Source organism: Hydrogenophaga sp., assembly GCF_022844385.1.
In the GTDB taxonomy this organism is placed as follows: domain Bacteria; phylum Pseudomonadota; class Gammaproteobacteria; order Burkholderiales; family Burkholderiaceae_C; genus Hydrogenophaga.
Genome location: NZ_JALHLX010000004.1, coordinates 15,561 through 27,672, shown reverse-complemented (window position 1 = coordinate 27,672; position 12,112 = coordinate 15,561). Strand labels below are relative to the sequence as shown.

The window sequence follows — 12,112 nt, the reverse complement described above, 5'->3', positions numbered from 1 at the left end:
GTCCCATGCACGACACCCTGCCGCTGCTCACCGCCACCGACTTTCCCGCCATCCGGCGCCAACCCCTGACCACTCTGCAGGTCAACCTCGGTTACCGCTGCAACCAGTCCTGCCTGCATTGCCACGTCAACGCCGGCCCCAACCGCACCGAAATGATGGACGGGGCAACGGTGGACCTGGTGATCGAGGTGCTGAAAGCCAGGCGCATCACCACGCTGGACCTCACCGGGGGCGCGCCGGAACTCAGTGACCACTTCAGGCGCCTGGTGGTGGCGGCACGGAGCCTGGGTGTCGCGGTGATCGACCGCTGCAACCTGACCATCCTCAGCGAGCCCGGTCAGGAAGACCTGGCGGCCTTCCTGGCTGAGCAAGGTGTTCAGGTGGTGGCTTCCATGCCGTGTTATTCCCCGGCCAATGTCGATCGTCAGCGGGGCGATGGCGTGTTCGATCTCAGCATCACCGGGCTGCAGCAACTCAACGCGCTGGGTTACGGAGTGCCGGACAGTGGTCTCACGCTCAATCTCGTCTACAACCCCCAAGGCCCGTCGTTACCACCACCGCAAGGTGCACTGGAGGCCGACTACAAGCGCGAGCTGCTGCAGCACTTCGGCATCCGCTTCAACCACCTGTTTGCGCTGACCAACATGCCGGTGCAGCGTTTTGGGAGCACCCTGGTCTCCAAGGGCACCTTCGTCACCTATATGCAACTGCTCAAGCAGGCGTACCAGGCCGACAACCTCAACACCGTGATGTGCCGCTCCATGATCAGCGTGGACTGGCAGGGCGATCTGTACGACTGCGACTTCAACCAGATGCTGGGGCTGCCGGCCCGCCTGGGCAAGACCTACCGTCCGCACCTGCGGGAACTGCTCGGTGCGGATCCCGAAGGCGAGGCCATCCGGATTGCTGACCACTGCTACGGCTGCACCGCAGGACAGGGCAGCAGTTGCGGTGGTGCACTGGAGTCGGCCGACCCAGCGGCAGCGACGATTTCTGTTCATGCCGCGCATCAAAGCCCATCCCAAACCGTAACTTCAGGAGAGACCCCATGATCGTGTTCACCCGCTGGCTGGCCAGCCTGTTCCTGCTGCTCGCAACGCTCACCGCACAGGCACAGACCACGCCGCTGAAATTCGGTGTCGGCCTGTTCCAGCCCGATCGCGAGCGCAACGACGCCACCTACCGGCCGCTGGCGCAACACCTCTCGCAGCGCCTGGGTCGCCCGGTAGAGCTGCGCACAGTCGACAGCTGGGAAGGCTTGGCCAAGTCGCTCGCCAATGGTGAAACCGACCTGGCCTTGATGGGTCCGTGGGGCTACGTGCTGGCCAACCAGGCGGCCAATGCCCAGGTGGTCTCGACCATCCTGTACGAAGGCAAGCCCGAATACTTCGCGATGATCGTCACCCATCCGGACTCGGGCATCAATTCGGTGGCCGACCTCAAAGGGCGCACCTTTGCCTTTGGCGACAAAGGATCCACCTCCGGTTACCTGATCCCGCTGCATTTCTTCATGAAGCAGGGCATCGATCCCGCGAAGCATTTTTCTCGCGTGCTGCACACCAAGCACCAGGCGATCCAGACCCAGGTCACTGCCGGGCAGATCGACGCTGGCGCCGACTACAACCGCAACCGCGACGCGATGATCGCGCAGGGCCTGATCAAAGCCGAGCGCTCGAAGATCATCTGGCAGTCCGATCCTTTGCCCAACGACGCGTTTGCCGTCAGCGAAGCGCTCCACAAGGACAAGGCCTTCGTGGCGCGCCTGCAGGCGGCGCTGGCTGAGGTTGGCCCCCTTCTCAAGACGCAGCCCGGTCTGATGCCGCCGAGCTACACCGGCTTCATCAACAGCGACAACCGGGCCTACAAGCCGATCCGGGACGCTGGTCTGGCCACTGGCACGCTGCAGCCCAAGTGAGCGCGCTGCTGATCCAGCCGCCTTTCTCGCCACCGCGTTGGTCCGGTCGGGCGCGTTTTGCGCTGCTGGTGCTCGCCTATGCGCTGCTGGTGGGCGTCTGCCTGGGCAGCCTCTGGGTGGCGGGCGAGTTGTCGCTGGGGCGCAACCCCGTGGCCAATCTGATCAAGTCGATCGGTGAATTCGCGTACCCGAGTTTTCTGGATGTGTGGTTCGGGCCGGAGCGCCTGGAATACCGCAGCGACGACGGCACCTTGCTGCGCGTGGAAGACCGCCGCGTGGTGGAGGCCGATTTTCTGGCGGCACTGGGGCGTGCCACCTGGGTCACGTTCCAGATCGCCACCCTGGGTTCGCTGCTGGGGGCCTTGCTGGCCTTGCCCCCCGGCCTGCTGAGCGCGCGCAACCTGGGCGCACCTCGCTGGCTGGCCTGGGCGAGCAAAGGTCTGCTTGACGTGCTGCGCGCCATTCACACACTGGTGTTCGGCCTGGTGCTGGTGGGCATTGTTGGCCTGGGTCCGACCGCCGGCATACTGGCCATTGCGCTGCATTCCATGGGCACCTACGGCAAGCTGTACGCGGAGTCGGTCGAGTCGCTGGACATGGGCGCCATCCACGCCGTGCAAGCCACCGGCGCGTCGCGCACCCAGGTCTTCTTCAACGCCGTGTGGCCCGCCGTGCTGCCCCAGTTCGTGTCGAACCACCTCTACATCTGGGAGTTCAACATCCGCGACTCGACCATCCTGGGCCTCATCGGCGCGGGCGGCCTCGGCCTGCTGATCTCCGAGGCGGTCAGCCTGTTCCAGTGGAGCCGCCTGGCCACCATCCTGCTCGTCGTCATCGCGCTGGTGGTGGCGTTCGACAGCCTCTCTCGGCGCATACGCCAGGCTTTGCTGTGAGCGCCACAACACACGACATCCACATCCGCAAGCTGGCCGTGAAAGCCGGTGCGCGGACCTTGCTGCGACTGGACGAACTGCACATCGGTGCCGGCGAGCGGGTGGCCATCGTCGGGCACAACGGCGCGGGCAAATCGACGCTGCTGCGGGTGCTCGGTGGCCTGGCGGTTCCCACCGAAGGATCGGTCAGCGTGCTGGGGCGGCCGCTGCAGGAGCCGGTGTCCGACGCCGCGCTGCGCGCCTGGCGGAGCGAGGTGGGCCAGGTCATGCAGGGGCTGCACATGGTGTCGCGCTTGAGCGCGCGCGAGAACGTGTTGATCGGCGCGCTGGGACGCCTGAGCGGCTGGCGCAGCTGGAGCCGCCTGTACCCCGCGACGCTCGTGGCTGAGGCCGACGAGGCGCTTGCTGTGGTTGGTCTGGAGGGTCTGGGCGATACACGCACCGACCGTCTCTCGGGGGGCGAACGCCAGAAGCTCAGCATTGCACGCCTGCGTCTGCAGCGCCCGCGCCTCATCCTGGCCGACGAACCCACGGCCAATCTGGACCCGGCCGCCGCCGCCGATGCCTGCCGATGGCTGTGCAGCATCGCCGGTGGCGCCACACTGATCACCGTGGTACACCAGCCTGCGCTGCTGCCGTTGTTGGCCGATCACGTGATCGGCCTTCGCGATGGCGCGCTGGAATTTGACTTGCCGATCGCTCAGGTCGATGCCGAACGGCTGCAGGCGCTGTATGCGTCTAGCCTGAGCCCGATGCCAACCGACCGCTGTTCAACACCCAACCCATGCCCGACGCCGGCGCTGACGGCTTGCCTGCCAACCCTGCAACGAAGTACCCCATGAACATTGACGCTCCCACGCTCGATGCCTCGCCTGCGACTGCCGGCAGAAGCTGCCCACTGCACTACCGCTACGCGCCCTCGGTGTTCGCCAGCGCGGCGCCTGAGCACCTGAGAGATCTCGATGTGCTTTATGTGGTGGGCGGCTTGTATGGCAACGAGGCCGCACTGCAGCGCGTGATCGAACTGTTCGGGCAGGAGCGCGGGCGAGCCCGCATGGTGTTCAACGGCGACTTCCATTGGTTTGACGCCGATCCAGCCGTGTTCACCCGCATCCAGCAATCGGTGATGCGCTTTGATGCCTTGCGCGGCAATGTGGAGACCGAGCTGGCCGACCAGAACGCCGATGAAAGCGCCGATGCCGATGCCGGCTGCGGTTGCGCCTACCCCGACTGGGTGGGAGACCAGGTGGTCGAACGCTCCAACCGCATTCACAAAGCGCTGCGCAGCTGCGTCACACCCGAGCAGCAGCGCGAACTGCGGTCCTTGCCGATGTGGCTGCGCGCCGATGTCGGTCCACTGCGTCTGGGCGTGGTGCATGGCGACGCGCAGTCGCTCGCCGGCTGGGGCTTTGCGCAGGAGCACCTGCGCGACGCCGTGCACCGCGAGGCGGTGAAACGCTGGTTCGACGAGGCTGACGTGCACGCCTTTGCCAGCACGCACACCTGTCTGCCCGTGTTCCAGCGCCTTGCTTCAAAGCAAGACCACGCACGCTGGGTGTTCAACAACGGCGCCACCGGCATGCCCAACTTCCAGGGCGATGCGGCGGGCCTGATCACCCGCATCGCGCTCTCGCCGTACACGGGCGCCGAGCGTCGTTTCGGCGTGGTCGAGCGTGAGGTTCACATCGACGCCATCGCCATCGAAATCGATACCGCCGCCTGGCAGCGGCAATTCCAAAAGCTGTGGCCCGAGGGCAGCGACGCCCACGCCTCCTACTTCAACCGCATCCAGCACGGTCCGGCCTATCAGCTGCAGGACGCCGTGCGCCCACTGGAGAACTGAACCATGCTCGCCATCATCGGAGGCACCGGCCTCTACGAACTCGACGGTCTGGACATCCACGAACGTCAGGGCGGCGACACGCCGTTCGGCACGCCATCGGGCGAGGTGTTGCGCGGCACCTTGCACGGCCAGGCGGTGCTGTTTCTGGCGCGCCACGGGGCCGGTCACCGGCTGTTGCCGCACGAAGTGAACTACCGCGCCAACGTGTATGCGCTCAAGCGTGCAGGCGCCACCATGATGCTGGGCTTTTCGGCCGTGGGCAGCCTGGCCATCCAAGTCGCGCCTGGCGAGCTTGCGATGCCCGAGCAGTACATCGACTGGACGCGCGGTGCGCGCGAGCGAACTTTCTTCGGTGACGGTGTCGCAGCACATGTCTCCACCGCCAAGCCCGTGAGCAGTGCGCTGGTCGATGCGGTCATGGCCGCTGCAGACAAGTCTGGCCTCTCGGTGCACCGCGGCCTGACCTACGCCTGCGTGGACGGCCCCCGCTTGGGCACCCAGGCCGAGAGCCACCTGCTGCGGCAGATGGGTTGCCACCTGGTGGGCATGACCAACGCACCCGAGGTGTTTCTGGCGCGCGAGGCCCAGATGGCCTATGCCACCGTGGGCCTGGTGACCGACTACGACTGCTGGCTCGACGACCCCACGCAACACGTCAGCGTGTCGGCCGTGTTCGAGCTCTACGGCCAGAGCCTGGCCAAGGCACGTCGCCTGCTCGACGCGCTGTTGTCGCAGACGCTGCCAGTGCCCGAAGCCTCGATCCGCACAGCGCTCACCGGGGCGCTGCTCACGCCCGACGAAGCGATGTCCGAGGCACAGAAGACCTGGGTGTCCCAGCTCCGGTCTTGATCCAGTTCCGAAGTCATCTGCGTAGAACCTGAGAACTTGTTGGAGGCTGAGTGCCTCTCACAAGCTCTGAAGCAGCCAGGCTGCGCCACCCCAACCCCAAGGAGGCTTCCCATGCGAGTTTTTCACGCCATCGCTGCACTCGTTCTGACATCCACCCTCGGCCTGGTCAATGCCGCCGATGGTCTGATCGCAGTCAAGAGTCCTCATGGTGCGAAGGCGACCATGGACCGGCTGGAGGACATCGTCAAACAACGGGGCCTGAACGTGTTCGCGCGCATCGACCATGCCGCTGGCGCGACCAAGGTGGGCAGGCCCCTTCGACCCACCGAGGTGCTCATCTTCGGCAATCCGCAGGGCGGAACACCTTTCATGGAGTGCGCGCAATCGGTTGGCATCGACCTGCCGCTCAAGGCGTTGGTGTGGGAGGACGCATCAGCCCAAGTCTGGGTGGGTTACAACGACCCAGCCTTTCTCGCCCAGCGCCATGGTGTTGCGCAGTGCCCCGTGGTCGAGAACCTGCGCAAGGCGCTCGAAGGTATCGCCGCTGCGGCGACTGCCAACTGATCACATCACTTCGGCTGCTGAATGCCAGCCGGCAGCAAAGCCTCGGGCAGCCAACGAAGATCATCGGGCTCATCGATGTCGTGCAGCGTTGACAAGGTGGTCGCGCTCCAGCCCAACTGGCCCATCCGAGACCGCGTGACCTGCGCCACGCTGGAGGTGCTCCAGGCGATGTCTCGAAATAGGCTGGCATCAAAGCGGTTCAGTGCCAGCAAGACATAGCCACCGTCAAAGGCTGGTACGAGCGCGGCATCGCTGGTGAGCAAGTTCGCTGCCGCCATTCGAATTCGCTCGGCGGTGAGATCCGGGCAATCGGTTCCCATCAACAGCACCGCGTGGCCCGCGGCCAACGCACGTTGAGCAGCCCGCGCCATTCGCTCTCCCAAGTCACCATGGCCTTGATCGCTGATGCGCAGCGCTGCGTGCTGCGGCAACAGCTCCGACCACATGGGATCTTCAGGCGCAGGCGTCACACACACCTCCACAGTGCCCACCTCGCTGGCCAGCGCCTGTGCTACCGCATGTTTCAACATCAAGGCAGCCAGGCGGGCAGCGCCCGTTGCTCCCAGCGCCGGGATCAGCCTTGTCTTGGCAAGGCCTGCGACGGGTGCTTTGGCGAAGACGATGATGTGGACAGAGTGATTCATGTGGTGTCCTATTTGTACAGCTGTGCCAACTGATCCGCAGGTGCTCCTCGCCAGTACGCCCAGCGCAGCCGCCACATCAGAAGGATGGTTCGCCAGATGCCACGGCTCTCCCATCGGCGTCCCGACGTCAACACGGTGTTTCCGATGCAAGCAGGGCGCGATCGTTCGAGGAGGCGCTTGGACAACTCGATGTCTTCCATCAAGGGCTGGTCGGGGAATCCAACCGCTGCATTGAAGGCCTCGCGGGTGACAAACATCGCCTGGTCACCAGTGGCGATGCCCGTCCAGCGCGAGCGAAGGTTCATCAGCTGGGCCACCACGCGCAGCATGGGATGAGGTCCGTCGATGACCACATCGAAACGGCCCCAGACGGCACCGGAGCTTTGCATCGCTCGGCGGATGGTGATGATCGCCCCCTCGGGCAGAACGGTGTCTGCGTGCAGGAACAGGAGCACGTTGCCCGTCGCATGAGCAGCGCCGTGGTTCATCTGCCGGGCGCGACCTCTTGGCGAAGTCAGAACCTGCAAGCCCTTTCGAGCGGCCAATTCAGCGCAGCCGTCATCGCTTCCACCGTCCACGATCAGTACCTCGCATCCCTGGCTCTTCAGCACGGACAGCCGATTCAGCAGGCGGGGCAGCCCCGTTGCTTCGTTGAGCATGGGGACGATGATGGACAGACGCATGGGGGTGTGAGGCACGAAGGTCTTCATAAAACACCAGGCCGGCCAACCGCAGTGCAGGGCGCCAGTTCCATGGTGGTCATTGTTCAGCCTCGGCGCCAGGCGTGATAGCGACCCAACCAGGCCAGGACGCGCTGAGGAGCGTGAGCGCGTTTCCATTCACCAGCGACGTATTTGTTCGCCTCGGCCATTGTGGGATAGGTGTGGATGGTGCCCAGTATCTTGTTCAGTCCAAGCCCGTGCTTCATGGCCAGCACGAACTCGGCCAACAGGTCGCCTGCATGTTCGCCCACGATGGTCACGCCCAGAATGCGGTCTTTGCCCGGCACGGTCAGCACCTTGACGAATCCGTGTGCCGAACCATCTGCGATGGCGCGATCCAGATCGTCAATGCCGTATTTCGTGACTTCGTAGGGAATGTTCTTTTCCTTGGCGTCCTGTTCATTCAGTCCCACCCGGGCAACCTCGGGCTCTATGAAGGTGGCCCAGGGGATGACGGAGTAGTCGACCTTGAATTTCTTGAAGCCGCCGAACAGCGCGTTGACGGCGGCGTACCAGGCCTGGTGCCCGGCGGTGTGGGTGAACTGGAATGGTCCGGCCACGTCACCCGCAGCAAAGATGTTGGGGTAGAGCGTTTCGAGGTACTCGTTGACCACCACCGTGCGCTCGGTTGGTATGCCCAGATCTTCCAGTCCGTAGCCCTGCAGCCGTGCCGATCGGCCGACTGCGCACAGCAAAGTGTCGAACCCGATGCGTTTTTCCTGACCCTGATGTTCCACCACGATGAACTTGTGGTCTCCCTCCCGCTCGCAGCGCAGTGCCTTGTGACCGGTCAGTACATCCACACCGTCGCGTTGCAGCGAATCGCGAGCGAGGTCGGACACCTCCTGGTCCTCCCGGATCATGATCCGGGGCGCCATTTCGATTTGTGTGACCTTTGAGCCTAGGCGCGCGAAACTCTGTGCCAGCTCGCAGCCGATCGGACCACCGCCCAGCACCACCATGCGCGCCGGAGGCGTGTCCAGTTTGGCGAACTCATCCCACAGGGTGTCGCTGGTGACATAGCCCACGTCGTCCAGCCCAGGCAGCGGCGGCACGAAGGGGCGAGCACCCGCGGCGATGACGATGCTGCGGGTGGTCAGGCGTTGGATGCCACCGTCGTTGAGGGTGACTTCGACCGTCCAGGGGTCCACGATTTTGGCGCGACCCTGCAGGACCTCGACACCCAGCCCGGTGTAGCGCTCCACGCTGTCGTGCGGAGCGATCTCGCTGATGACCCGGTGCACCCGCGCCATCACCTGCCGGAAACTGAAGGCCGGTGTGGCAGCCTCCAGTCCATAGTGATCTGCATGGCGCATTTGTTGGGCGAGTTTGGCCGACTTGATCAATGCCTTGCTGGGCACGCAGCCGTAGTTCAGGCAATCGCCACCCATCTTGTGTGCCTCGACCAGCGTGACCTTGGACTTGACCGCAGCCGCGATGTAGGAGGTGACCAGGCCTGCAGCGCCGCCACCGATGACCACCAGATTGCGGTCAAAGGTTTTGGGCCGTTGCCACTTGGCGTAAACGCGCCGGCGTTGCAGGTAACCGAGAGTGGCTTTGGCGATCATGGGGAAGACGCCGAGCAGAACAAAGGACAGCAGAACACCCGGCGACAAAATACCCGAGAGACTTGAGAGCTGGGCCAGCTGGGTGCCGGCGTTGACATAGACCAGGGTGCCCGCGAGCATGCCGAGCTGGCTGACCCAGTAATAGGTGCCGGTGCGGATGGGTGTCAAGCCCATGAGCAGGTTGACGAGGAAAAACGGGAAGGCCGGGATCAGGCGCAGTGTGAACAGATACAACGCGCCGTCCTTGGCCATGCCGTCGTTGATGGCCTTGAGGCGGTCGCCAAAACGCGCCTGCACGCTGTCCCGGAGCAAGTAACGCGAGGCCAGAAAAGCCAGTGTGGCGCCCAGGCTGGAGGCGAACGAGACGATCAGCGTGCCGCCGGCCAATCCGAACAGGGCGCCAGCCGCGAGCGTCAGGATCACCGCACCGGGCAGTGACAGAGCTGTGGCCAGCACGTACAGACCGAAGAAACCGAGCGCGGTGGCGATGGGAGAGGCCTGGCGGATGGCTTCGAAGTCTCCCAAGCGGTCCTGCACGGCGGCGAGTGTCAGGTAGCGGTCCAGCCCAAGCAAGAAATAGGCGGCCACCAGCATCGCGACCGTGGCGAGGATCAGAGTTCTTTTCATGCGGCGAAGGCTTCGTGGGTTCAGGCTTTGGCAATCGTTGATTGCCCGAATGCTCTTCAGTCGCTGCCGGGTCCTCTTTCGTTACAGCTGGTTTCGGAGGGCGCGAATTGGTGCTGGCTCCTTATGCGCTGAGCACCACGGGTTCCAGTGAGTCGGACGCGCCGCTGACATGACCTATGGCTGCTGTGTGCAGGTAGCCTGCCGCCTGCAGGGAACGGATGCAGTCGGCTGCCCGGTCGCCCGGCACGCTGGCCAGCAGGCCGCCCGCCGTCTGCGGGTCGAACAGCAGCGGATAGCGCGGGTCTTTGACGAAGTCTTCGGCGTTGCGCAGGGCTCGGCGCAGCCGCACATTGGCCGGCTGCAGCGAGCTGACGATGCCCGCTTCAACGCATTCCAATGCACCATCCAGCAAGGGCAGGGCGCTCAGTTGCAGCTCTGCGTCCACTCCCGAGGGACGGGTCATTTCCACCAGATGCCCCAGCAGGCCGAAACCGGTCAGGTCGGTGCAGGCGGTGGCGCCATGTTCGCGCAGGATCTGCGCGCCGACCTGGTTGGACACCACCATGGATTTCAGCGCCGCATCGATCCAGCGGCCCTTGGCGGCGTGCCGCGCGTGGGCGGCGAACAGCGTGCCGGTGCCGATGGGCTTGGTGAGCAGCAACACGTCACCCGCTTGCATGCCGCCCTTGCGCATGACGCCATCCATGTTCTCGTCGATCAGTCCGTTGATGGCGAAGCCCAGTGCGAGTTCGCGGCCCTCACCGGTGTGCCCACCGACCAAGGCGCAGCCGGCGGCGTTGAGCACCTCGACCGCGCCGGTCATCATTTGCAGCAGCAGGTCTTCCACCTTGGATTCGAGGCCTGGCGGCACGGTGGCGATCGCTGTGGCGGACTGAGGCTCGGCACCCATGGCAAAGATGTCGCCCAACGCGTGATTGGCCGCCACCTTGCCGAACAGGTAAGGGTCGTCGATGAAGCTGCGAAAGAAGTCCACGGTGTGAACCATGGCCTTGCCCGGCGGCACGCGCACCACGGCGGCGTCGTCGGGCGAGTGAAGCCCGATCAGCACGTCGTTGCGCTCGACCGGTTGCAGGCTGCCGAGTGCGCGGGTCAGGATGCTGGCGCCCACCTTGGCGCCGCAACCACCACAGCGCATGGCAATGGCCGAGATGGCCTGGCGGGATTCTTCGGCGCTCAGCGCCAGGCTGCTGGCCGGTGCAGCCGAGGGGGCGGCACCGGGCGCCATGTCTGGCAGCTCGGTGAACTGGCGCATGAAGCGGCGATCGATCCAGTCCTTCCAGGACCAGACCCAGGTACCGGCGAAGCCGATGGAGCCGCGCGAGGCCACGGCGTATCGATTGCCGGTGGAGATCAGTGCCAGCCATTTGCGTTGCGGGTTGAAAGCCACCGTCGGCTGATCGCGCAGGCACAAGCGCAGGTTCTTCACCAGCGGTGGGCCCATGCGCACGGCAAACACACCGGCCTTCTCCAGCGGGCGGTTGGTGAACGAGGCCACATCCCCTGCGGCGAAGATTTTGGGGTCGTCCAGCGTCTGCAACCGGTCGTTGACTTTGACGAAGCCGTGTTCGTCCAGTGCCAGACCGGTGCCTTGCAGCCAGGCCGGCCCACCGGCTTGCGTGACCCACATCGTTTCGTCGGCATCGAAGGTTCGACCGTCGCGCGTGTGCAGGCAACCGGGCGCGACCTGATGCACCTCCGCACGCGTATGCACCGCGACGTGGCGCTCTTTGAGCACGCGGGCAAAGCGCGCGCGTACCCCGGCGTTGTGCGTCGGCAGGATGGAGTCGCCCGCCGTGAGCAACACAAAGTGCAGCCAATCGGGATTGCGCCCCAGCTTTTGCAGCTCGCTGCGCAGCCGGTACTGCATCGACAGCACCAGTTCAACCCCGCCCGCACCGCCGCCGACCACCGCGATCGTGAATCGATCGCGCAGCAGGCGCACGCGCTCGAGCAGATTCAGCCAGCGGAGGTTGAAGTGGGCGATGGGCTTCACGGGCACTGCGTGTGCTTGCGCGCCTTTCACCTGGCGCACATTGGGTGTGGAGCCGATGTTGATGGAGAGCAGGTCGTACGGCACCGAGGGCCGGTCCTTCATGAGCACACGCTGGTTGGACCGATCGAGGCCCGTCACTTCACCATGGATGAAGCGCGCTCCGGCAAACGAGGCCAGACGGCCCAGGTCGATGTGCACCTCGTCAAAGCTGTAGTGGCCCGAGATGTAGCCAGGCAGCATGCCGGAGTAAGGCGTGTCGATGTCGGTGCAGATGAGGGTGATGCGCAGGCCAGACTCGGGTTGCATGGCGAGCATGCGCAGCACGACAACGTGGCTGTGGCCCCCTCCGACGAGAACAAGGTCGCGCAGGATCGGTTGTTCGGAAACTTGCATGGAGGAAAGTTGAGTCGGTGAACGTCGAAGCCCTCTTCGGACGTTATGGGCCGTCATTTGAGCGGGATCGCGTCAGCCCG

Annotated in this window: 11 protein-coding genes; 7 read left to right on the top strand and 4 right to left on the bottom strand. The window is 64.7% G+C overall.

Annotated elements, in window-relative coordinates:
• Nucleotides 1–5: 5 nt before the first annotated feature.
• The 7 genes from arsS to Q0C59_RS01610 all read left to right on the top strand — a co-directional run bounded on the left by arsS (nt 6) and on the right by Q0C59_RS01610 (nt 6,064).
• The gene (gene arsS, locus Q0C59_RS01640) at nt 6–1,052 is read left to right on the top strand and encodes an arsenosugar biosynthesis radical SAM (seleno)protein ArsS (protein ID WP_291210792.1); all 1,047 of its coding nucleotides are present in this window, start codon (nt 6–8) and stop codon (nt 1,050–1,052) included.
• Entirely contained in the window at nt 1,049–1,915 is an 867-nt protein-coding gene (locus Q0C59_RS01635; RefSeq protein WP_291210790.1) for a phosphate/phosphite/phosphonate ABC transporter substrate-binding protein, read from the top strand. The genes arsS and Q0C59_RS01635 overlap by 4 nt, the downstream gene beginning before the upstream one ends.
• Nucleotides 1,912–2,808, top strand: coding sequence for a phosphonate ABC transporter, permease protein PhnE (phnE, locus tag Q0C59_RS01630; protein WP_291210788.1), 897 nt, complete (start codon nt 1,912–1,914; stop codon nt 2,806–2,808). The genes Q0C59_RS01635 and phnE overlap by 4 nt, the downstream gene beginning before the upstream one ends.
• Nucleotides 2,805–3,650 (top strand): phosphonate ABC transporter ATP-binding protein, encoded by an 846-nt coding sequence (locus Q0C59_RS01625; protein ID WP_291210786.1) that lies wholly within the window; start codon nt 2,805–2,807, stop codon nt 3,648–3,650. Before phnE ends, Q0C59_RS01625 begins: the two co-directional genes overlap by 4 nt.
• Nucleotides 3,647–4,651, top strand: coding sequence for a hypothetical protein (locus Q0C59_RS01620; protein ID WP_291210782.1), 1,005 nt, complete (start codon nt 3,647–3,649; stop codon nt 4,649–4,651). The genes Q0C59_RS01625 and Q0C59_RS01620 overlap by 4 nt, the downstream gene beginning before the upstream one ends.
• Before the next feature lie 3 nt (nt 4,652–4,654).
• Entirely contained in the window at nt 4,655–5,500 is an 846-nt protein-coding gene (locus Q0C59_RS01615) for an S-methyl-5'-thioinosine phosphorylase (protein WP_291210780.1), read from the top strand.
• A 111-nt stretch (nt 5,501–5,611) separates the two neighbouring features.
• Nucleotides 5,612–6,064: a DUF302 domain-containing protein gene (locus Q0C59_RS01610; protein ID WP_291210777.1), complete on the top strand. Its 453-nt coding sequence runs from the start codon at nt 5,612–5,614 to the stop codon at nt 6,062–6,064.
• Between the two features lie 5 nt (nt 6,065–6,069).
• On the opposite strand, the gene Q0C59_RS01605 is transcribed toward Q0C59_RS01610, so the two are convergent.
• The 4 genes from Q0C59_RS01605 to selD all read right to left on the bottom strand — a co-directional run bounded on the left by Q0C59_RS01605 (nt 6,070) and on the right by selD (nt 12,032).
• Nucleotides 6,070–6,708, bottom strand: a complete 639-nt coding sequence (locus tag Q0C59_RS01605) for a TIGR04282 family arsenosugar biosynthesis glycosyltransferase (RefSeq protein WP_291210942.1) — start codon at nt 6,706–6,708, stop codon at nt 6,070–6,072.
• Nucleotides 6,709–6,716: 8 nt separating this feature from the next.
• Nucleotides 6,717–7,391, bottom strand: coding sequence for a TIGR04283 family arsenosugar biosynthesis glycosyltransferase (locus tag Q0C59_RS01600; protein ID WP_291210774.1), 675 nt, complete (start codon nt 7,389–7,391; stop codon nt 6,717–6,719).
• Nucleotides 7,392–7,474: 83 nt separating this feature from the next.
• On the bottom strand, nt 7,475–9,625 hold the full coding sequence (locus Q0C59_RS01595; protein ID WP_291210771.1) for an FAD-dependent oxidoreductase: 2,151 nt from the start codon (nt 9,623–9,625) through the stop codon (nt 7,475–7,477).
• A 121-nt stretch (nt 9,626–9,746) separates the two neighbouring features.
• Complete coding sequence (selD, locus tag Q0C59_RS01590; RefSeq protein WP_251711147.1) at nt 9,747–12,032, bottom strand: selenide, water dikinase SelD; 2,286 nt, start codon at nt 12,030–12,032, stop codon at nt 9,747–9,749.
• Between the last annotated feature and the right edge of the window lie 80 nt (nt 12,033–12,112).

Coding starts and splice junctions, on each gene's coding strand:
- Q0C59_RS01605 (WP_291210942.1), bottom strand. CDS start 6,708: ATGAATCACTCTGTCCACATCATCGTCTTCGCCAAAGCACCCGTCGCA.
- arsS (WP_291210792.1), top strand. CDS start 6: ATGCACGACACCCTGCCGCTGCTCACCGCCACCGACTTTCCCGCCATC.
- Q0C59_RS01610 (WP_291210777.1), top strand. CDS start 5,612: ATGCGAGTTTTTCACGCCATCGCTGCACTCGTTCTGACATCCACCCTC.
- Q0C59_RS01595 (WP_291210771.1), bottom strand. CDS start 9,625: ATGAAAAGAACTCTGATCCTCGCCACGGTCGCGATGCTGGTGGCCGCC.
- Q0C59_RS01635 (WP_291210790.1), top strand. CDS start 1,049: ATGATCGTGTTCACCCGCTGGCTGGCCAGCCTGTTCCTGCTGCTCGCA.
- Q0C59_RS01620 (WP_291210782.1), top strand. CDS start 3,647: ATGAACATTGACGCTCCCACGCTCGATGCCTCGCCTGCGACTGCCGGC.
- Q0C59_RS01615 (WP_291210780.1), top strand. CDS start 4,655: ATGCTCGCCATCATCGGAGGCACCGGCCTCTACGAACTCGACGGTCTG.
- Q0C59_RS01600 (WP_291210774.1), bottom strand. CDS start 7,391: ATGCGTCTGTCCATCATCGTCCCCATGCTCAACGAAGCAACGGGGCTG.
- selD (WP_251711147.1), bottom strand. CDS start 12,032: ATGCAAGTTTCCGAACAACCGATCCTGCGCGACCTTGTTCTCGTCGGA.